Source organism: Sphaerisporangium sp. NBC_01403, assembly GCF_045040145.1.
Classification (GTDB): domain Bacteria; phylum Actinomycetota; class Actinomycetes; order Streptosporangiales; family Streptosporangiaceae; genus Sphaerisporangium; species Sphaerisporangium viridialbum.
In genome coordinates, this window is sequence record NZ_CP109534.1 from 2,644,260 (window position 1) to 2,663,186 (window position 18,927).

Sequence of the window (18,927 nt, forward strand, 5' to 3'; positions counted from 1 at the left end):
CATGACCGGACTGCTGGACGGCGTCGTGGTGCCGCTGGTGACGCCGATGTCCCGGCCGGGCGTGCCCTCCGCCCCGGAGGCGGCCCCGCTGCTGGACGCGCTCGCGGCCACGGGCGTGCGCCGGCTGATGCTGCTGGGCAGCAACGGCGAGGGCCCGCTGGTGCGCGCCGGCCTGACCGGGGACTTCGTCGCCGAGACGGCCGCGCTCTGGCGTGCCAGGGTGCCCGGGGGAGTGATCCTGGTCAACGTCACGGCCCCCGGCACCGACGAGGCGCTGTACCGCGCGAAGCTGGCCGCCGAGGCGTCACCCGACGCGCTCGTCCTCAGCCCGCCCATCTACTTCCGGCACTCCGAGAGCGAGGTCCTGTCGCACTACCGGGCCGTGGCCGGGCTCGGCCTGCCGGTGGTGGCCTACAACGCGCCCCGCTACGCCACCCCGCTCACACCGGCCTGCGTGGACGCGCTCATCGAGATGCCGGGCGTGGCCGGCGTCAAGGACTCCTCCGGCGACGGGCCGCTGCTGGCGTACGTCATCGAGGCCGCGCGGCGCAGGCCGGACTTCGCGGTCAGCCAGGGGTACGAGCAGGGCCTCGCCGACGCGCTGCGCGCGGGCGCGAGGGGCATCGTGCCGGGCATCGCGAACCTCGCGCCGAGGCTGGCCCTGGACCTGGTGGCGGCCCACGACTCGGGGGACCGGGCCGAGACCGGCCGCCTGCAGTCGCTGGTCACCGAGCTCACCGGCCTGCACTCGGTACGGCCCGGCGTGCCCTCGGTCAAGGCGCTCCTCGCCTCATGGGGGTTGTGCCCGCCGCACGCGGCCCCGCCTCTGGCCCCCTGCACCCCGGACGAGCTTCGCCGGCTGACCGCCGCCGTCAGGCCGCTCGGCCGCTACCTGCTCGGCGGCGAACACAGATGACACCCCCGCCCGACTCGGCGCCCGTGCTCACCCCGGGGTGCGGTCGCTCAGCTTCAGGTCGAGCGCGGAGGCCAGGTGCCGGCGGCTGCGGATGCCGAGCTTCTCGTAGGCCCTCCCCAGGAGGTTGGCCACGGTGCGCACGGATACGCCGAGATCCGCCGCGATCGCCGGGTTGCTCAGGCCCGAGGCCGCCAGCTCGCAGACCTCACGCTCTCGGCTGGTCAGCCGGGGAAAGGCGCGCGGCACCGCGTCCAGCCACGGGCTGTGGAACCCGTCGCAGAGCTCGGCGAGGTCCGCGAGCCGCCGGTCCGCGGGCTGCTCAGGGAGCCGTGCCTTCGCGGCGAGGGACGCTTCGAGAGCCAGGCCGAGGTAGCCGAGGGCGGTGAACTCGGTGGCGACCGCGCGCAGCGATCCGGCGTCCCGCGTGGCCAGCGCGCCGGCGTGGCGGGCGAAGAGCTCGAACAGGGGGCTGTCGCATCGGCCCGCGACCGCGCGGAGCCGCTCGGCGGCCTGGGAGGTGGGGCGGAGCCGGGCGTGGAAGTAGGCGCACTCGACGGCGGTGGTCAGCCGCGCCTCGGACAGGTACTGATCCGCGAGCCGATCGGCGAGGTCGGCCGCGTAGGCCAGCCTGCCGGAGTACGCGAGCAGGCGGATCCGGCTGAACTCGACCCGGTCACGCACGCCCAGGTCATCCGGGATCCGCTCGCGGAGCCGGTCGAGCTCATGGTACGCCTCGTCGAGGTGCCCCAGGGTGGCGACGCAGACGGCGTACTCGCAGCCGATGAACACCCGGACAGGAAACGGCGTGTGGTCGTCCACCAGCGCCCGCGCCTCGCGGAGCGGGGCGAGGGCGCGTCTCGGCTGACCGGCCCACATCGCACACAGGCCCCGCTGGTGGCTCAGGAGGACGGCCTCGGTGGGCTCCCCGCGCCGCACGGCCTCCTCGTAGTGGCGCTCGGCGAGCGGGACCGCCTCGCGGAGCCTGCCGGCCAGCACGAGGGCGTATACGTGGCAGGCGACGGCGGACCCGCGCATGGCGGGCCACCGCAGGGGCAACGGCGTCTCGCCGTCGAACGCGCCTGCCACCCGCGCGGGACTGCCGCCGAACGTGAGGTGGTACGCCCGCAGCGCCACGGCCGCCTCGGCCACCAGCGGGTTGAGCCGGCGATCGCGGGGCGGGGTGAGGGGCGAAAAGTCGAGCGAGCGCCGGGTGCCTCGCCTGGTGAAGATCGCGAGCGACAGGTCCGCCACGTCGAGGTCCTCGCCGGCCCCCGCCTGTGACTCCCTTGCCCGGCTCAGCTCGGCCCGCGCGTCGGCCGCCCTGTTCAGCCCCCAGAACAGGCTGAGCGACCGCAGGGCGCTGGTCTCGCCGCCGGGGCAATGCTCGGCGAGCAGGCGCTCGCCTTCCCCGGGCCGCCCCCGCGCGATCAGCGACTGCCCGCGCAGGGCCGCGCCGCGTGGGCCGGGAATGTGGTCGGAGAGGTCCCCGGCCAGCGTGACGTCCCCGGCGTCCAGGGCGGCCTCACCCGCCGCGACGGTCGCGTGGACAGGTACGGGCAGGTCGGCCCGGAGGCGCCACAGCACGAGCCGCGGGTCGTGAGGCCCGGGAACGCCGGCCTGCCCGGCGGCCGTCACCAGGTCCCGGTACGCCTGGCGGCGGCGGAGGGTGCCGAGCCCGGTCAGCAGGGCCTGCCCATAGAAGGGGTGCGCCATCGTGACCAAGCGGACGCGCCCGGCCGCGGGGGCGATGACGGCGCGGTCCAGCAGCCGGGTCGTGACCTCCCGGCCGACCAGGAAGTCCAGGACCTCCAGGGGGAGGGATCCGCTGAGCGCGACGTATTCCAGCGCCCTGGACTGGTCGTCCTCGAACGTCCCGAGGTCGGCGGTGGCCAGCTCGCGCACGCGAGGATGGCCGAGTTCCCGCCCGCGCCACGACCAGACCTCGCGTTCACGCGCGAAGCGGCCCGTTTCGAGGCCGATCTCGACGGCGCGCCGGAGCAGCCTCGGATTGCCCCGGGTGAGCCGCCACAGCATGTGCGCGGTGAGCCCGTCGACCTGCCCGCCGAGCACGCGGGTGAGCAGGTCGGAGAGGGCGTCCCGGGAGAGCCTGCCGAGGGGGAGTACGGCCGGCCGCCCGCCCCCGCCCACGTCGGGGATCGTGCCCTGCCGTGCGGTGAGCACCAGCTTGAGGCGCATGGTCTCGGAGAGGCCCGAGATGGCCGCGGCCGACGACGCGTCGAGATGGTCGGCGTCGTCGATCCCGATGACGACCTGGCGTCCCTGGGCGGCGGCGTCCGCGAGCCGTCCGGCGGCGGGCTCGCGGACGTCACCGTGGACGTGCAGGCTGGCGAGGCCCATGCCGGGGATGCCCGTGGTCGCCTCGGTGGCGGCCCCGCGCAGGACGAGCGCCCCTGTGCCGGCGAGCCGGGTCAGGACGAGGTCCGCGAGCCGGGTCTTGCCCACCCCGGCCTCGCCGACGAGAAGCACCCCCGGCCCCGAGGCGAGCGCCAGCACACGGTGGATCTCCCGCACGATCTCGTCGCGGCCCACGGCAGGCCATTCCCCGATATGTGTCGGCATGGTCGGTGCTCGCCTCCCGGCCTCCGCTTCGGCGCTCCCACCGGCGTCCCCCGGCCGATGGGGGATCTCGGTTCGGCTCTCGTTGCTTTCCCATATTCGATGGGGGAGATTGACGCGGATGGGTTTCCTGCCCGGCGAGGAGGGTCACGTGCGGCTGTGCGGCGACGTGCGGGACGAGAGGCCCTCTGGAGGCGGCACGCCCCCGCCGCGTCTCCTCTGGCCCTTCGTCGGAAGGACGGCCGAGACCCGGGCCGTGGTGAAGCAGCTCGGAGCGCACGGCGTGCCCGGTGTGCTGCTGGTGGGGCAGGCGGGGATCGGCAAGTCACGGCTGCTGGACTCGATCGTGGCCCGCTGCCGCGACGAGGGGATGCACGTCGTCGTGGTGGCGGGAGCCGAGGCGTCGAGCGGCCTGCCGTTCGCGGCGGTGACCGCGCTGCTGCCCGACGGCGAACACCACGGCATGGCCAACATCTTCGGCGCGGCCAGGAGCGCGCTGCTCGAGGCGGCCGGTGACCGGGCGTGCGTGCTGGCCATCGACGACGCGCACCATCTCGACGAGGCGTCCATCGTGCTGGCGCAGCACCTGGCGGCCACCGCGGGAGTGCGGATCGTCGCCGCGGCCAGGACCGGCGCCATGCGGACGCCCGCCGTCCTCGGCCTGCTCCGACGGCCGTACGTCCAGACCTTCGCGGTGCAGGCGCTGAGCCGCGAGGCCGTCACCGCGCTGCTGGGCGAGGCGCTGGAGGGACCGGTCGACGGGCTGACCGTCGACAAGCTGTGGCGCGCCACCCAGGGCAACCCGCTCTTCCTGCGGCACCTGCTTGAGGCGTGCCTCGCCTCGGGCGGCCTGCGCAGGGTCAGCGCGGTGTGGCGATGGGAGGGCCGGATGCCGGAGCACCGGGGGCTGCGCGACCTGGTGGCGGCGCTGCTCGACGGGCTCACCGCCGAGGAGGCGCACGCCCTGGCGTGCGTGGCCCACGCCGAGCCCGTGCCGCTGGAGGTGGTGGAGACGCTCGTCGGCACGCCCGTGCTGGAGGAGCTCGAACGGCGCTCCCTCATCGCCGTCGAACGGGTCCGCCGCGACCTGGTCGTACGGGTCGGGCATCCGCTGTACGGCGAGGTCGTGAGGGCGGAGACCGGCGAGGGCCGCCGCAGGGACATCTACCGCTCGCTCGCCCGCGCGGTGACGCGGGGGCGGCCGGCGCCGGACGACGCGGAGCCGCGCGCGGTGACCTCGCAGCCGGGGGTTGCGGGTGACGCGGGGTTGCGGGCGGTGACCTGGCGGCTCGCGGCGGGCGACCCGGTGCCCGACGAGGAGGTGCTCGGCGCCGCCCGCGACGCGCTGGCCCGCCGCGACGCGCCCCTGTCCGAACGGCTGGCCCGCCGTGCGCGTCCGAAGGCCGGCGCCGACGCACTGGCACGGGCGCTGGTCGCCCAGGACAAGGCGGCCGAGGCCGAGGATCTGCTCGCCGGGCGGATGGCCGAGGGAGAGGGCGTGGACGCGCCGGGCGAGCGGGCGCGCGTCGCCGCCCTGAGGGCGCTCAACCTCTTCTGGAACCTGCGACGCCCCGCCGAGGCGCAGGCGGTCGTACGGCGTGCCCGCACCTTCGGCCCCCTGGAGGGCTCGGCCGCGGCCGAGCTGCGGGTCGCGGAGCTGGCGCTGGCCACCTTCGGCGCCGACGGGAACGAGCGCGCCCCGACCGGCCTGCGGGAACTGTCCTCGCGGGTGGGGGACCCCGTGATCGCGAGCGTGTGCGAGCCGCTCCGCGCCTACCTGGACCTCTACCTCGGCCGCCCGGCACGGGTGGCCGACGACTACGCGAACGGCCGGCTGGGGGTCCCGTCCGTCTGGGGCGCGATGGAGGCGGCCACGACGGCCTGCCGCGTCCAGGCGCTCGTCCTGGCCGGGCGGCTCGGCGAGGCCTTCGCCGCCGCCGGGTCGGGCTACCGGACGGCCGTTGAGCACGCCGCCTCGGCCGAGGTCACCTTGCTGGCCTTCGAGCTGGGCATCTGCGAGACGTGGGCCGGGCGTCCCGCCCGCGCCCTGCCGCACTTCCAGGAGGCACGCGCGCTGCTGGAGGATCACATCCCCTTCCCGATCCAGGTCTACGTGTTCGCCGAGTACGCCGCCTGCCTGGCTTCCCTCGGCCGCGCGCAGGAAGGACGCCGGGTGCTCGGCGAGATCACGCGCCGCCTGCCGGCGGAGTCGAGCCTGCATGATCACCTCCACCTGGCGAAAATCCGCATCAGGGCCCACACCGGCGCCTGGCGGGCCTCGGCCCCCCAAGCCGCCCTGCTGGCCCACCGGTACGAGTCGGCCGGGTGGCTCACCAAGGCCTCGGAGACCCTGTACTACTCCGCGCGGCTGCGGCCCTCCTCCCACGTCGCGCGGGCGCTTCACGACGTCGCCGAGCGCGGTGACAGCGAGCTGTTCCGGCTGTTCGCCCGGCATGCCCGTGCCGCCTCCGAGTCGGACGTCGAAGGGCTGGAGGCGGCGTCCGGCGCGCTGGAGCATCGCGGGTACAACAGCCTGGCGGCCGAGGCCGCGTCCACCGCCGCGGGCGTCGCCGAGGCACGGGGCGACGCCCGCCGCGCGGCCCGGCTGCGGACACGGAGCCGCCGGCTCGTAGAGCTGTGCGAGGGGTACCGCCCGCCCTGGGACAGTGCGGCGCCGGCGGCGGTGCTCAGCGGTCGCGAGCGGGAGGCGTGCGAGCTGGCCGCCGCCGGCCTGGCGAACGACGCCATCGCCGCCCGGCTCGGCCTGTCCCGGCGGACCGTGGCCAACCACCTGCACCGGGCCTACGGCAAGCTGGGCATCCGGGGCAGGGACGAGCTGCCGGACGCACTGGGACTGCCCCGGCTGGTCACGCCGGTCGGACCGGTCTGGGGACGGCCCGTCTGACGTCCCCGATCACGTGGGACCGAGTACGGCGGCCTCGGTGATGCTGGCCCAGTCGTTCTCGGGGTTCTGCCAGAAGGAGATCTTGACGTAGCGGGCGTCGTGGGGGCCGTTGGTGAACAGCCTGGTCTCGGGTGCGGCGGTGGTTCCGGAGCTCCGGCCTTCCCAGGTCTTGGTGTAGGTGGTCCCGTCTGATGAGACGTATACGGTGTAGTCGTTCCAGCGGGCCTCGCCCCGGTGCCAGGCCACCTTGGTTCCGCACAGGCGGCGGAGCGATCCGAGGTCGAGGATCAGTGAGGCGCCGAACCCCTGTCCCGACCATCGGGTGGCCAGGTTCCCGTCGACCGCGTTCGCCGGCGGGTTGACCGGCTCGTAGGTGGTTGCCGACACCCCGGCAGGGTTGAGCATGGTGCCGCAGGAGCCCCCGCTCGGGTCGATCTCGCGGACGCTCAGCCTGGCGACGTCGACGTCCGTGGCCGCGTCCCACCGGAACGCCGCCTTGGGGCCGCCCCAGGTGATCGTCTCGGAGTTCCCGCCGCCGCAGCGGTTGGCGGTGCCGATGGGCCAGGTGCCCGTGTCGTCCCGGGTGGAGACCCTGGTCCAGCGGCCGTCGCCGCCGCGGTCAAGGTAGGCCTCCATCCGCACCCCGCCGGGAATGTTGTACATGACCACCTTGAAGCCGGTCATCCTGCCCTTGAGGGAGGCGCCGCCGTTCTGGTACGGATCCTGCGCGTAACCGGCGCCCCCGTCGTGGTACAGCTCCTTCTCGAATCGCACCGCCCCGTCGCGGTAGCGCAGGTTGCCCTTGTAAGCCGTCCCCCAGCACGCCTGCGGGGGCCCGCCCGTACCCGTGTGCCGGCCGCCACGCGCGTACCAGGTGAAGGCGTCGCCGTCGTCGCCGGAGAGGTAGCGGACGTAGCCGGTGATCTCGACGTCCCGCCAGTCGTTGACGTCGTGCATGTAGCCGCGTGAGCGCAGGGCGGGCTGGGACCACACGAGGGCGTTCTCCTGCGTGTCCTCGTCGTAGGTCGTCGTGGACACGCCGATCCGGGTCTTGACGTCGCGGACCTTGAAGGTGCCGTCCGGGTTCGGCTTCAGGGCGGTCCCGTCGAGGCGGGGATCGCGGGACGGGCCGGGGGACAGGTGCCAGGCCTGCCCTCCCGCCTTGCTGGGATAGATCATGGCCACCCCGTCGACCGGATCGGTCCCGGCGGTTGGGGCGGCGGCCCCCGCCGCGGCGGGAGCCGAGGCGACGCCGGTGAGCAGGGAGGAGCAGAACGGGACCAGGGCCATCAGGGTGAGGAAGCGGGAGCTTCGCATCGAAGTCGCCTTTCAGCGGGGGAAACCTCTGGTGCGGCCGGGCGGGGAGCCGGAGCCCCCCACCCGGCGGGAGGGGCCGCGCCGCCGGGAAGGCGGCGCGGCCACTGGTCAGGAGCCGAGTACGGCGGCTTCGGTGATGCTGGCCCAGTCGTTCTCCGGGTTCTGCCAGAAGGAGATCTTGACGTAGCGGGCGGTGCGGGGGCCGGTGGTGAAGAGCCGGGTTTCTGGTGTGGTGGTGGTTCCGGTGCTTCGGCCTTCCCAGGTTTTGGTGTAGGTGGTTCCGTCGGTTGAGACGTAGACGGTGTAGTCGTTCCAGCGGGTGTCGCCTCGGTGCCAGGCGACCTTGGTGCCGCACAGGGTGCGGGTGGTTCCGAGGTCGAGGATGAGGGAGGCGCCGAATCCCTGTCCGGACCATCGGGTGGCGAGGTCGCCGTCGATGGCCTGCGAGGGCGGGTTGACCGGCTCGTAGGTCGACGCGGAGGCGCCCGCCACGGGCACGGTGGCTCCGCAGTTCGAGCCGGGAGACACGTCGGCGAGACCCGCGCGCTCGTCGCCCAGCCGTAGCGCGTCGTAGTACATGACGCGCTGGGTGAGGGTGGACTTCGGCTTTGACGCCGCCCAGTCCCACTTGTAGATGCCGAACTTGAAGTACGGCGAGCGGGGCCCGCCGGCGAACGTGGCCCCGGAGCGGCTCAGGACCGGGGCGCCGTTCCGCCACACCTCCAGCACCCCGTTGGTGTCGGTGCGCCACTTGACGTGGAAGGCCCAGTCCGTCCACGCGCCCGTGCTGTACGGGCCGAGGTCGATGATGTCGCCCCGGAAGTCGATCTTCCAGTGGCCGTTCTGGGTGAGCAGGGCCAGCGGGGGAGAGCCGCCTCCGCAGGTGTCGCAATGGTGCCACTGGCTGACGATCTCGGCCGCGACGTCGCTGACCCAGCTCGACGGCAGGTTGATGCTGAAGCCGTACCAGCGGTCCGCGTTGAGCGGCTGGGAGTCGAACTGCGTGATCTCGGCGCGCTTGCTGCTTGAGGTGATCGGATCGCTCCTGTCGAGCTGGAACCGCGCCGCGTACGAGCCGTCCCGCACCGGGCTCCCCACCACGCCGACGCCGTGGGCGACGCCGATATGCGTGAGGAACCCGCTGGGCGGGGTGCCGGGGACGGTCCGGTCGGCCGGGTTCTCCCAGTCGAGCGTCCTTGACACGCCCGCCGGATCGGCGCTCGCCGGCTGGGCGGGCAGCGTCGAGGCGGTGAGGCAGGCCGCGAACGCCGCCACCGTCACTGCCATGGCTTTCTTCCAGGTCACTGGGGTCGTTCCTTCCCTGGTGGTGTGTCCGATCCCGCGCCACGCGCGCCCGGGATCGGGGTCAGGTCTCCATCACCTCGAAGCGTCGTGGAGCCCACGGAAGGCGTCATGAGTAAGCGATGCTCAACCGCGCGACGGGGGGGAGCCGGCCGGCGTCACAAGCAAGATCCCTCTGTGCTCCCAGCCGATTGCAAGTCGGCGTGGACAGGCTGTGCCCGTGAGAGCCGCCCGGCTCTTCAGGAAGCTCTTCAGGAAGGAGGAACCGGATGGGAAAGCAGCGCACCGAACTGCGTGACATCTCCGATGCCGGCGCCGAACTGGACGAAAGCCAGCTCCAGGGCGTCAGCGGCGGTAGGGACCCCCAGGCCGCGCTGAGCTTCTCGGGACGGCCGCAGCACGACGACATGCAGTGTTAGGGAGAAAACGATCATGAAGACGCGTACCAGCCTGACCGACATCAGCGCGGCGGGCAAGGAACTGAACGAAGAGCAGACTGAGCGGTGTCTCCGGCGCGATGTGGCCGGAGTACAACACCGGCAGCTACGGCGGGAACATGTGCTCCTGGGATGACATCGCCCTGTAGGGCGCGAGGGCGGGGGCCTCACCGAGTGGGGTCCCCGCCCCTTCGAACACCACGAAAGGGGCGAGGTGTCGCACCCGCACGTACTCATCCTCACCGGCGAGGACGACCCGCACGCCGACCGCGTCGGCGGTCTGCTCACCGAGCGCGGCGCGCGCGTCACCGTCTTCAACCCCCGCGACTTCCCCGTCTCCGCGCGGGTCGACCTCACGTACGCGGCGGGCGGCCCGATCCGGCGTACGCTGCGCACCGGGAAGCACGACATCGACCTCGACGCGGTCACCGCCCTGTGGTGGCGCCGCCCGACGCGGCCCGCGCCGCACCCCGAGATCCTCGATCCGGCCGTCGCCGCGCACGTCGCCAGGGAATGCGACAGCCTGGTCACCGACCTGTGGGAGAACCTGCCCTGCCCCCACCTGCCGGCCCGTGAGTCGGTCTTCCGGCGGGCCGGGCACAAGGCCTCCCAGCTCGCCCACGCGGCCGAGCTCGGGTTCCCCATCCCGGAGACGGTGATCACCACGGACGCGGAGTCGTTCCTCGACTTCCACGACCGGCACGACGGCCGCGTCATCACCAAGCCGCTCTACGTCCCCTACATCGAAGACGTCGCGGGCGCGGTCACCGTGACCCGGTTCTGCGAGCCGGTGTCGGCCAGGGACGTGGCCCACGCCCAGGGGCTGCGGTTCTGCCCGGTCATCGTCCAGGAACGGGTGCCCAAGCGGGTCGAGCTGCGGGTCACCATCGTCGGGCGCCGGATCTTCGCCGCGGAGATCCACTCCCAGGTGTCCAACCGGTCCAGCCTCGACTGGCGGCGCTACGACACCAAGGTCACCCCGTACCGCCCGCACGACCTGTCCGGCGAGGTCGCGACGCGCTGCCTGGCCCTGATGGACCGGCTCGGCCTGATGTACGGGGCGATCGACCTGATCCTCACGCCCGACGGCCGCCACGTCTTCCTGGAGATCAACCCCAACGCCCAATGGCTGTGGGTCGAGAACCTCACGGGCCTGCCGATCAGCGAGGCCATCCGCGACTTCCTGCTCGAAGGAGCCTGACCGTGCCCTTCCCCTCCGACCGCCTGCTGCCTGACGTCCTCGCGTACCTGCGCAGGATCGCCGACCTCGAACCCGCCGAGGCCAGGGAGCTGCTGGGAGAGCTTCGCGAACGCCACGGCGTCCCGATGCGCCTGGTGTGGCAGCGGGACTTCCCCGGCGGCAGCCGCCACTACGACGTGCTGATCACGGCCGAGGACGGCGCCGTCTCGGTCGCCTTCGCCCCCGACCGAGCCCTGCCCTGGCCGCTGCGCGGCAGCCGTCACGCCGGCGAGCAGGTCGTCCTGCGCCTCAACGGCATGGACATCACGATGGAGCACGCCCTGGCCGTCCTGGACGTTCTGTGGAACGACACCGGCATGGCGACGCGCCTGGTGAACGCCGGTCTCGTGGAGCAGGAACTGGCCGGTGACCCCGTCGATCTGCCTTCCGACGAGCTGCAGGAGGCCCTTGACGCCTTCCGCCGGGCGCGTGGCCTGCTCACCGTCCAGGCCACGCGGGACTGGATGGCGGAGCGCGGGCTCGACCACGCCCACCTGGAGGAGATCGTCGCGTCCGAGGCCGCGATCGCCCGCCTGCGCCGCCGCGTCGCCGGCGACGCCGCGCCGGAGGTGTTCGCGGCCGACCCCGGCGGTCACGACCGGTTGTGCGTGCTGCGGCTGCGCTACCCCCGCCCCGAGGCCGCCCGCGCGGCCGTCGCGCGGCTCGGTGGCGCCGGCCCGTTCCAGGCGGCCGGCCTGCTCGGCCTGGCGTCGGGCGAGACGCTCGACCACGGCGCGGACAGCGAGATGGGACGGGCGTTCCGGCGTGATCTCGGCCCCATGGCCGCCACCGCCGTCGCGGGGGACGTGCTGGGCCCGCCGGAGCACGGCGCCGAGGTGATCTGCGTCCTGGAGGTACGGCCCGCCGTGCTCGACGACGCCACGCGACGCGAGATCGAGAAGGCGCTCTTCGACCAGTGGCTGGCCGGCAGGCGCCACGAAGCGAAGCTGGAGTGGCTGTGGGGCACCGCGCCGCGTACCGGATCCGTCACCAAGGCGCTGCGCGAGCCGATCCCCGGAGCCCGGCCGGCCGGGGTGTGACCCCCGGGCGCCGCCCCCGGCCAGGCCACCCCGGGTGAGCACGCGGCGATGGCCGAGCCGGTCAGTCGCGGTCGAGCAGCGCCATGGCCATCCGCTGCACAGAACGGGTGAAGTGGCGGGGGTCCCCTGGCGGGGTCAGGTGGCGGATCAGGCCGCCGTCGAAGAGCGCGAGCAGGCCGTGGGCCAGGAAGCCGGCGTCGAGATCGGGGCGCTCCGCGGTGAGCAGGGCGCTGAGATGCCGGTGCCAGAACCTGTAGCTGGGGTCGCCGTACTTGTCGTCGGCGCAGGCCTGCCCGTGCGCGGACAGCAGCACGGCGTTGCGCTCGGCGATCAGCCCGAGCCCGTCGAGGAAGGCCAGCAACCGCTCGCGGGCGGGCGCGCCGGGGCCGAGCGGCGGTGGACCGTTCGTGACCGCTTCGCGCAGGTCGCCGGACCGCTCCTCCAGCAGGGCCCGCAGCAACCCGGCGCGGCTGCCGAAGCGGCGGAACACGGTGCCCTTCCCGACCTCGGCGAGGGCGGCGACGCGGTCGAGTGACACATGGTCGCCACCGCCCTCGGCCAGAAGCCGCTCGGTCGCGCGCAGAACCGCGCGGCGGTTGCGCGCCGCGTCGGCGCGTTCGGCGCGCACCGGGCCGGCCGAGGGCGCGAGGGTGGCGGCTTTCGGCGCGGGCGCGTGGGCGCAGAGGATGGCCGTGGACACCACCGCGGTGGCCGAGGTCCCCGGCCAGGTCGACCTCGCCGACGCCGCCGCGCTGCCGATGGCCGGCATCACGGCGCTGCGCACGTTGCGCTCCCGCTCCATCCTGGGCAGGCGGGTGCTGATCACCGGGGCCGCCGGCGGCGTCGGCCGTTACGCGGTCCAGCTCGCGGCACTGGGCGGCGCGCACGTTATCGCGTCGGTGGGGTCGGCCGCCCGCGCCGGCGGCCTGGCCGGGCTGGGCGCCCACGAGGTGGTGGTGGGCCTGGAGGGCATCGACCGGCCCGTCGACCTCGTCCTCGACACCGTGGGCGGGCCGCAGCTCGCCGCCGCCTGGGCCCTCCTGGCCCCCGGCGGCCACGTGCAGAACATCGGCTGGGCGTCGGACGAACCGGCGGTGTTCGCGCCGTACTCGCTGTTCTCCATCGGCCCGGCCAAGACGATGAGCACGTTCGGCGACGTCACCGAGGTCGGGCCCGACCTCGCCACCCTCCTCGCGTTCCTCGCGGCCGGCCGCCTCTCGCCGGAGGTCGACTGGCGCGGCCCCTGGGACCGCGTCACCGAGGCCGCCCAGGCCCTCCTCGCCCGCCGCATCGCCGGCAAGGCCGTCCTGGACGTGGAACCCGCCTGACCGTGGCCGTGCCGTCCGGTCTGCGGTTCCTCGCCCGCTATGCCCAGGACTACGCCTACGCCTACGCCGGCGTCCCTATGGCCTGCGTCGTCTGGAGATCCGCCATCCGGCGAAGGCTAGGACGAGGACTGCCATGGCCGTCGCGGCGTAGATCCAGAGCGGGGCCGGCCGACCGGTGGAATCGCCGGAACGCGGGATGGCGGCGGTCACCGGAGGGCGTGTCGCCGCCCCGAGAGCGGTAATGAGCCCGGTCGCCAGAGGTTCCCCGCTCTGCGTCCCGTCCTCTGGTCGCAGGGGGTCCCCACCGGGACGGACCATGCGGTTCCCGGCGCACAGTGAGGTGTGCAGGGCCACGCCGGGATCGACCGCCAAAAGGCCGGACTCGCCCGTGGAGGCGAACACCAGGTACCGCGACCCGGTGAGGAAGTGGTACCCGCACGAGGCCTCGTCCGCGTTGGTGGCCACCTCGAACCCGGCGCTCGCCTGCCCCTTGTAGACCTGGTCGGCACGGAAGGTGTAGATGATCGGCGGCCTGGGACCGAGAGGATCGCCTTCGAGCCGCCGGGCGGACACCAGCGTCCCGGTGAAGACGGCGGCCGACGTCCTGACCAGCTCCGCCGGCTCCCGGGTAGCGCAGTCGCAGGCGCACGCCGTGCCCGGAGCGGTCACCAGGGTCGCGGTGACGAGGAGCAGGACGAAGAGCAGCCGGTGTCTCATGCCCTCATGACGTACACGTCCCTGAATGGGTTCGACGGGGGAGTGGCGGACGTTGAAGAGCGGGCCTCGGGCGTCACGCCCGTACCGCTTCCGGCTCGGCGCTCGCGATGGCGCCGCGCAGGGACTTGAGCGCCCGTGACCAGGCGATGACCTCGTCCAGCATCTCGACCAGGGCCGGCTCCTGGTGCTCGCCGGGGGTGATCACGCCGGGCTCGGCCGGATCGGTGATCTCGAAGTCGGTGAACGCCGACAGCGCGACCTGCGTGCGCACGTTGGCCACCCGCAGCTCGGTCATCGTCAGCCGCAGGTGCTCCACGGCGCGGACGCCGCCGGCCACGCCGTGCTGATCTCGGTGGCCAACCCCTCCTACCTGGGCGCGGTCCCCGGAGAAAAGGAGATCGACGAGATGGTGACCTCCGGCGTCCGCGCCTTCCTGCACGGCTATCTGCACTGAGACGACAAGGACCGGCGAATGCGCTACAGACTGCTGGGGCAGACCGGGCTACGGGTCTCCGAGCTGTTCCTCGGGACGATGACCTTCGGCGAGCAGGGAGGCGGCACGCCGCTTGGGGAGTGCCGCCGCATCCTCGACCTGTACGCCGACGCGCGGCGGAGGTCGCTGGGTGATCGACTCGGGTCGGTTATGATCTACTTTGTAAAGGGCGTGGCTTTTGTGATCTCACACAGAAACGAGCACCCAAAACCAGCGCCCGCAGGGGAGCCCAAGCCCGCCGGCCGCAAGTCCGGCTCTCGCGTAGGGGCGTAACCTCCCAGCAGAGACACCGCGAGGTAGGGAGTTACCGATGGCCGACGACCGCAACCCCTTATCCGAGCCCGATGATTCCGCGCGGACATCGGACGCCGCGAACAGGTTGAACGCGGCACGCATCAACACCGCCGTGCCGCATTCGGCGCGCATCTGGAACTACTTGCTGGGCGGGAAGGACAACTACCCCGTCGACCGCCTGGCGGGTGACAAGGTAAGCGAAGTCTTCCCCGGCATGGTGGACATCGCCCGGCATTCCCGGCACATGCTCGCTCGTACCGTGCGCTTCCTGGCCGGTGAGGCGGGCATCCGCCAGTTCCTGGACATCGGCACCGGACTGCCGACCGTGGACAACACCCATGAGGTCGCCCAGCGGGTGGCGCCGGAGTCGCGCATCGTCTACGTGGACAACGACCCCTTGGTGCTCGTGCACGCCCAGGCGCTGCTCACCAGCACTCCTGAGGGCGCCACCGACTACATCGAGGCGGATGTACGCGATCCCGAGCTCATCCTGGAGGCGGCCGGGAAGACGCTGGACTTCAGCCGGCCGACCGCGCTCATGCTGATGGGGATTCTGGGCCTGGTCAGCGACTACGACGAGACGCGTTCGATTGTGAACCGGTTGATGAGCGCTCTGCCCTCGGGCAGCTACCTGGCGCTCTACGACGGCGCCGACACCGACCCCGCGTACGTCCAGGCCATGCGACGTCACAACTCGGGAAGCGGCGTGGTTCCGTACACCCCCCGCAGCCCGGAGCTCATCGCCGGGTACTTCGAGGGTCTTGAGCTGCTGGAGCCCGGGATCGTGTCGGTGACGCGGTGGCGGCCGGACCCCAACCCGTGGGGTGAGGCTCCCGAGGTGGCCTGCGCCGGCGGGGTCGCGCGCAAGCCCTAGCCAGAGCCGTCCCGCTTGTCGGGCCGAGGAGATCTTGTCGGGCCGAGGCGATGCCCCGCGGAGTCGAGACCGCGGGGCACGTCAGGGCCCGAGCGTCAGGCCGCGACGGTGAGTGCGAACGGCGCCATTCCCCGGCTCCGCAGAAGGGAGGGCACGAGCAGGGTCACTTAGGTGGCCGGGGCAGTGTCACGGCTGAGACCACGCCGAAAGCCGCTCCGCATAGGGCCGCGATGAGCAGTCCGTCGACGAACTGGTACATGACGGCGGCCCAGATGACCGCTGCGATGGCTCCCCAGATCAGACGGTGGTTCGCGCACCACTGCCACACGGCGAGCAGGCGACCGATCATGGCAGTCTCCGTTCGGCCGCTCGGGCGGTGAGTCTCGGGCGCGGCTGGAATGCTCAAGGAGATCATCCTTTCGGTACGGCCTCGAGATGTGTCGTTGACCGGAGGGCAGGCCGCCGTGCCTGCGGTCTGTCCTGGGGCAGTTGGTCCACGCCAAGGTCCTGGAGTCCGCGAGGCACAGGCATGGCGTTATTCCTGCGGGGGGTGGATGGCCGAGGCCAGGCGGTCGACCCGGCTGTCGAGGTCGGCGAAGGCGCGTTCGAAGGCGTCGGGGGTGCCGGCGAGAACGGGGTCGGGCACCGACCAGTGCAGGTGATCGTCGTGCCCGAGTTGCTCGTGGGCGTTGTCGCAGACGGCGATCACGAGATCTCCGGGACGCGCGACCTGTTCGAGATGGACGGGCCGGGACTTGTGCAGCCTCAGCCCGTGGCGGCGGGCGACGGCGATCGCGTCCGGGTGCACCGCGTCGGCGGGCTGGGTGCCGGCGGACGCTGCGGGCACCGTGCTCTTGCGGGCCCATAGCGCGGCGGCGATCTGTGAGCGTGCCGAGTTGTGCGTGCACAGGAACACCACCCGGGGTGCCTGCCGCTCGCTGACCGGCAGCAGGCCGTCGAGCGTGCCGGGGACCAGGCGCAGGTAGGTGCGCCGCCGGTCGCCTTCCGAGCGGCACCGCTCCACCAGGCCGGCCTCCTGCAGGATGTTCAGGTGGTGGGCGAGCAGGTTGGTGGGCAGACCGAAGTCTCGCCCGATCTCCCCGGGAGAGGCGTCGGCGAGGGTCAGCCGCTCGACGATCGACAACCGGGCCGGGTCGCCGAGTGCCGCGTGCACGCGGGCTCGCGCCCGCACCGAGGAAGACCAATCAGCGTTCATTGACTCAATACTCTTTGACACAGTTTGCCGCGTCAAGTGGCCGGCGTGCATGGGCATCTGCGGCAGGTGCACGCCCGCAGGTCAACGGCGCGACCCGGAATGCGCCACCGGCACGAGCTGAGCGATGAGCTCCTCGACCCGGGTGTGGATCTCGTCGCGGATGGGGCGCACGGCGTCGATGCCTTGGCCAGCCGGGTCGTCCAGCTTCCAGTCCTCATACCGCTTGCCGGGGAAGATGGGGCAGGCGTCGCCGCACCCCATGGTGATGACCACATCCGACGCTTGAACAGCCTCAGGGGTGAGGACCTTGGGCTGCTCACCGGTGATGTCGACCCCGATCTCGGCCATCGCCTCGACGGCGATCGGGTTGATCGTCTCAGCAGGTGCGGAGCCGGCGGACCGCACCTCGATCCGGTCACCGGCAAGGTGGGTGAGCCACCCGGCGGCCATCTGGGAGCGCCCGGCGTTGTGAACGCAGACGAACAGAACGCTGGGCTTGGTGGTGCTCAATCGAAATCCCTTCCGCGGGCGTAGGCATGTGGCCCTCCCGGGCCTCGCACCCTCACCCAGAAATCCACTCATCATTCATTGACTCAAAATCTATTGAGTCGTCCAGCTACTGTCAACTTATGGCCGAGTCCTAGGGGTGGCCCCAGGTGCCCAGCCGCCCAGATGCCGCTCATGCCTTGTGGTGACCTCAGCGCTGTGACCGGACGGTCTCGGAGCAACTCAAACGGCCAGCCTGCGGACCGGTCCCATGGCGGGCGGCACCTAAGGCAGGGGGCCGGCGACTGGCAGGTGTCGGCAGCGCCCGGGCAACGTATCATTTTGGCGTGATATCAGTTGTGAGTGATACGTTGCGGGTCCTGGCCGATCCCTTGCGTCTGCAGATCATCACTCTGCTGGCCACGGAGTCGCTGTGCGTCTGCCACCTCGCCGAAGAGACCGGCGCCAAGCAGACCAACCTCTCCAACCACCTGAAGGTGCTACGTCAGGCCGGATTGGTGGAGACCGAGCCGTGCGGACGCTTCACCTACTACAAGCTCCGCCCCGCCACCGTGGAAGCCCTCGCCGCCGCACTGGGCGAACTGGCCGCGGCTGCCTACGAGACCGCTACCGCCGAGAAGAAGAGGCCCTGTACGTGACCACCGAACCGACCATCGCCTCCGAAGCGGGCTTGGTGGGCAAGTTGTCCACCCTGGACCGCTTCCTGCCGGTGTGGATCATCGCCGCCATGGCCATCGGCCTCGGGCTTGGACGAGCCATTCCCGGCCTCAACGACGTGCTGAGCAAGGTCGAGATCGGCGGGGTCTCCCTGCCCATCGGCCTCGGCCTGCTGGTGATGATGTATCCGGTGCTGGCCAAGGTTCGGTATGACCGCCTGGACACCGTCACCGGGGACCGGCGCCTCATGGTCTCCTCGCTGGTGCTCAACTGGATCGTCGGCCCGGCGCTGATGTTCGCGCTCGCCTGGATCTTCCTCCCCGATCTGCCCGAGTACCGCACCGGACTGATCATCGTCGGCCTGGCTCGCTGCATCGCGATGGTCATCATCTGGAACGATCTGGCCTGCGGCGACCGCGAGGCGGCCGCCGTCCTGGTCGCGCTGAACTCGGTGTTCCAGGTTCTCGCCTTCGGCGTGCTCGGTTGGTTCTACCTTGACGTCCTGCCGGGATGGCTGGGTCTGCAGACCGACGACCTGCACTTCTCGGTCACCAAGATCGTGATCAATGTGCTGGTCTTCCTCGGCATCCCGCTCCTGGCGGGCTACCTCACCCGCCGTACCGGTGAGAAGGCCAAGGGCCGCGACTGGTACGAGTCCAGATTCCTGCCGAAGATCGGCCCCGCGGCGCTGTACGGGCTGCTGTTCACCATCGTCATCCTGTTCGCCCTGCAGGGGAAGACGATCACGAACCAGCCCGCAGACGTGGTACGCATCGCCCTGCCGCTGCTGGTGTACTTCGCCGTGATGTGGGGTGGCTCCTTCGCCCTCGGCCGAGTCATCGGTCTGCCCTACGATCGCACCGCCACCCTGGCCTTCACCGCGGCCGGCAACAACTTCGAACTCGCCATCGCGGTCGCCATCGCCACCTTCGGCGTCACCTCCGGGCAGGCGCTCTCAGGTGTTGTCGGGCCTCTGATCGAGGTCCCCGTCCTTGTGGCCCTGGTCTACGTCTCCCTGGCCTGGCGCAAGAAGTTCACCTCGTCGGTGGCGGAGGCGGCCCGCTGACGTCGTGGCCTGGGAATCGGCGGTTGGCCCGAGGCTTCGGT

Annotated in this window: 21 protein-coding genes; 12 read left to right on the forward strand and 9 right to left on the reverse strand. The window is 72.1% G+C overall.

The genetic code is table 11. The annotated features are described in order from the left end of the window. Position 1 precedes the first annotated feature (1 nt). The gene (locus OG589_RS11850) at positions 2 to 916 is read left to right on the forward strand and encodes a dihydrodipicolinate synthase family protein (RefSeq protein ID WP_405148640.1); all 915 of its coding nucleotides are present in this window, start codon (positions 2 to 4) and stop codon (positions 914 to 916) included. A gap of 27 nt (positions 917 to 943) precedes the next feature. Here OG589_RS11850 and OG589_RS11855 read toward each other — a convergent pair whose 3' ends face one another. Then, entirely contained in the window at positions 944 to 3,466 is a 2,523-nt protein-coding gene (locus OG589_RS11855; RefSeq protein WP_405148642.1) for a LuxR C-terminal-related transcriptional regulator, read from the reverse strand. Between the two features lie 148 nt (positions 3,467 to 3,614). On the opposite strand from OG589_RS11855, the gene OG589_RS11860 reads away from it, so the two are divergent. Further along, positions 3,615 to 6,398 (forward strand): LuxR C-terminal-related transcriptional regulator, encoded by a 2,784-nt coding sequence (locus OG589_RS11860; protein WP_405148644.1) that lies wholly within the window; start codon positions 3,615 to 3,617, stop codon positions 6,396 to 6,398. Positions 6,399 to 6,407: 9 nt separating this feature from the next. Here OG589_RS11860 and OG589_RS11865 read toward each other — a convergent pair whose 3' ends face one another. Continuing rightward, positions 6,408 to 7,715 (reverse strand): discoidin domain-containing protein, encoded by a 1,308-nt coding sequence (locus OG589_RS11865; RefSeq protein WP_405148645.1) that lies wholly within the window; start codon positions 7,713 to 7,715, stop codon positions 6,408 to 6,410. A 108-nt stretch (positions 7,716 to 7,823) separates the two neighbouring features. After that, a complete protein-coding gene (locus OG589_RS11870) occupies positions 7,824 to 9,020 on the reverse strand; it encodes a heparin lyase I family protein (protein WP_405148646.1) in 1,197 nt (398 codons plus the stop codon). Between the two features lie 266 nt (positions 9,021 to 9,286). Here OG589_RS11870 and OG589_RS11875 point away from each other — a divergent pair, with 266 nt between their 5' ends. From OG589_RS11875 to OG589_RS11890, 4 genes are all read left to right on the forward strand, one after another. After that, positions 9,287 to 9,436 (forward strand): hypothetical protein, encoded by a 150-nt coding sequence (locus tag OG589_RS11875; RefSeq protein WP_405148647.1) that lies wholly within the window; start codon positions 9,287 to 9,289, stop codon positions 9,434 to 9,436. Positions 9,437 to 9,449: 13 nt separating this feature from the next. Then, positions 9,450 to 9,590 carry a hypothetical protein gene (locus OG589_RS11880; RefSeq protein WP_405148649.1) on the forward strand — a complete coding sequence of 47 codons (141 nt, stop codon included), beginning with the start codon at positions 9,450 to 9,452 and terminating at the stop codon, positions 9,588 to 9,590. 78 nt (positions 9,591 to 9,668) lie between these two features. After that, positions 9,669 to 10,655: an MvdC/MvdD family ATP grasp protein gene (locus tag OG589_RS11885; RefSeq protein ID WP_405148650.1), complete on the forward strand. Its 987-nt coding sequence runs from the start codon at positions 9,669 to 9,671 to the stop codon at positions 10,653 to 10,655. Positions 10,656 to 10,657: 2 nt separating this feature from the next. Then, complete coding sequence (locus OG589_RS11890) at positions 10,658 to 11,734, forward strand: TIGR04500 family putative peptide maturation system protein (protein ID WP_405148652.1); 1,077 nt, start codon at positions 10,658 to 10,660, stop codon at positions 11,732 to 11,734. Positions 11,735 to 11,795: 61 nt separating this feature from the next. Here OG589_RS11890 and OG589_RS11895 read toward each other — a convergent pair whose 3' ends face one another. Beyond that, entirely contained in the window at positions 11,796 to 12,362 is a 567-nt protein-coding gene (locus OG589_RS11895) for a TetR/AcrR family transcriptional regulator (protein WP_405152018.1), read from the reverse strand. Between the two features lie 64 nt (positions 12,363 to 12,426). Between OG589_RS11895 and OG589_RS11900 the strand changes: the two genes are divergently transcribed. After that, on the forward strand, positions 12,427 to 13,062 hold the full coding sequence (locus tag OG589_RS11900; protein ID WP_405148654.1) for a zinc-binding dehydrogenase: 636 nt from the start codon (positions 12,427 to 12,429) through the stop codon (positions 13,060 to 13,062). 75 nt (positions 13,063 to 13,137) lie between these two features. On the opposite strand, the gene OG589_RS11905 is transcribed toward OG589_RS11900, so the two are convergent. Both OG589_RS11905 and OG589_RS11910 read right to left on the reverse strand, forming a co-directional pair. After that, positions 13,138 to 13,779, reverse strand: coding sequence for a hypothetical protein (locus OG589_RS11905; RefSeq protein WP_405148655.1), 642 nt, complete (start codon positions 13,777 to 13,779; stop codon positions 13,138 to 13,140). A gap of 73 nt (positions 13,780 to 13,852) precedes the next feature. Beyond that, positions 13,853 to 14,095 carry a hypothetical protein gene (locus OG589_RS11910; protein WP_405148657.1) on the reverse strand — a complete coding sequence of 81 codons (243 nt, stop codon included), beginning with the start codon at positions 14,093 to 14,095 and terminating at the stop codon, positions 13,853 to 13,855. On the opposite strand from OG589_RS11910, the gene OG589_RS11915 reads away from it, so the two are divergent. The 3 genes from OG589_RS11915 to OG589_RS11925 are packed head-to-tail and all read left to right on the forward strand — an operon-like array spanning position 14,087 to position 15,440. Continuing rightward, positions 14,087 to 14,233, forward strand: coding sequence for a hypothetical protein (locus tag OG589_RS11915; RefSeq protein WP_405148659.1), 147 nt, complete (start codon positions 14,087 to 14,089; stop codon positions 14,231 to 14,233). The genes OG589_RS11910 and OG589_RS11915 overlap by 9 nt on opposite strands. A gap of 18 nt (positions 14,234 to 14,251) precedes the next feature. Continuing rightward, positions 14,252 to 14,545: a hypothetical protein gene (locus OG589_RS11920; protein ID WP_405148661.1), complete on the forward strand. Its 294-nt coding sequence runs from the start codon at positions 14,252 to 14,254 to the stop codon at positions 14,543 to 14,545. A 37-nt stretch (positions 14,546 to 14,582) separates the two neighbouring features. Beyond that, positions 14,583 to 15,440, forward strand: a complete 858-nt coding sequence (locus OG589_RS11925) for an SAM-dependent methyltransferase (RefSeq protein ID WP_405148663.1) — start codon at positions 14,583 to 14,585, stop codon at positions 15,438 to 15,440. 163 nt (positions 15,441 to 15,603) lie between these two features. Here OG589_RS11925 and OG589_RS11930 read toward each other — a convergent pair whose 3' ends face one another. From OG589_RS11930 to OG589_RS11940, 3 genes are all read right to left on the reverse strand, one after another. Further along, on the reverse strand, positions 15,604 to 15,789 hold the full coding sequence (locus tag OG589_RS11930) for a hypothetical protein (protein ID WP_405144358.1): 186 nt from the start codon (positions 15,787 to 15,789) through the stop codon (positions 15,604 to 15,606). A gap of 186 nt (positions 15,790 to 15,975) precedes the next feature. Next, entirely contained in the window at positions 15,976 to 16,656 is a 681-nt protein-coding gene (locus OG589_RS11935; protein ID WP_405148664.1) for a helix-turn-helix domain-containing protein, read from the reverse strand. An 81-nt stretch (positions 16,657 to 16,737) separates the two neighbouring features. Further along, a complete protein-coding gene (locus OG589_RS11940; protein WP_405144355.1) occupies positions 16,738 to 17,166 on the reverse strand; it encodes an arsenate reductase ArsC in 429 nt (142 codons plus the stop codon). A 347-nt stretch (positions 17,167 to 17,513) separates the two neighbouring features. Between OG589_RS11940 and OG589_RS11945 the strand changes: the two genes are divergently transcribed. Next, entirely contained in the window at positions 17,514 to 17,801 is a 288-nt protein-coding gene (locus tag OG589_RS11945) for an ArsR/SmtB family transcription factor (RefSeq protein WP_405152019.1), read from the forward strand. After that, entirely contained in the window at positions 17,798 to 18,886 is a 1,089-nt protein-coding gene (gene arsB, locus OG589_RS11950) for an ACR3 family arsenite efflux transporter (RefSeq protein WP_405148666.1), read from the forward strand. Before OG589_RS11945 ends, arsB begins: the two co-directional genes overlap by 4 nt. Positions 18,887 to 18,927 lie beyond the last annotated feature (41 nt).

Coding starts and splice junctions, on each gene's coding strand:
- OG589_RS11875 (WP_405148647.1), top strand. CDS start 9,287: ATGGGAAAGCAGCGCACCGAACTGCGTGACATCTCCGATGCCGGCGCC.
- OG589_RS11880 (WP_405148649.1), top strand. CDS start 9,450: ATGAAGACGCGTACCAGCCTGACCGACATCAGCGCGGCGGGCAAGGAA.
- OG589_RS11930 (WP_405144358.1), bottom strand. CDS start 15,789: ATGATCGGTCGCCTGCTCGCCGTGTGGCAGTGGTGCGCGAACCACCGT.
- OG589_RS11850 (WP_405148640.1), top strand. CDS start 2: ATGACCGGACTGCTGGACGGCGTCGTGGTGCCGCTGGTGACGCCGATG.
- OG589_RS11905 (WP_405148655.1), bottom strand. CDS start 13,779: ATGAGACACCGGCTGCTCTTCGTCCTGCTCCTCGTCACCGCGACCCTG.
- OG589_RS11935 (WP_405148664.1), bottom strand. CDS start 16,656: ATGAACGCTGATTGGTCTTCCTCGGTGCGGGCGCGAGCCCGCGTGCAC.
- OG589_RS11865 (WP_405148645.1), bottom strand. CDS start 7,715: ATGCGAAGCTCCCGCTTCCTCACCCTGATGGCCCTGGTCCCGTTCTGC.
- OG589_RS11925 (WP_405148663.1), top strand. CDS start 14,583: ATGGCCGACGACCGCAACCCCTTATCCGAGCCCGATGATTCCGCGCGG.
- OG589_RS11920 (WP_405148661.1), top strand. CDS start 14,252: ATGCGCTACAGACTGCTGGGGCAGACCGGGCTACGGGTCTCCGAGCTG.
- OG589_RS11860 (WP_405148644.1), top strand. CDS start 3,615: ATGGGTTTCCTGCCCGGCGAGGAGGGTCACGTGCGGCTGTGCGGCGAC.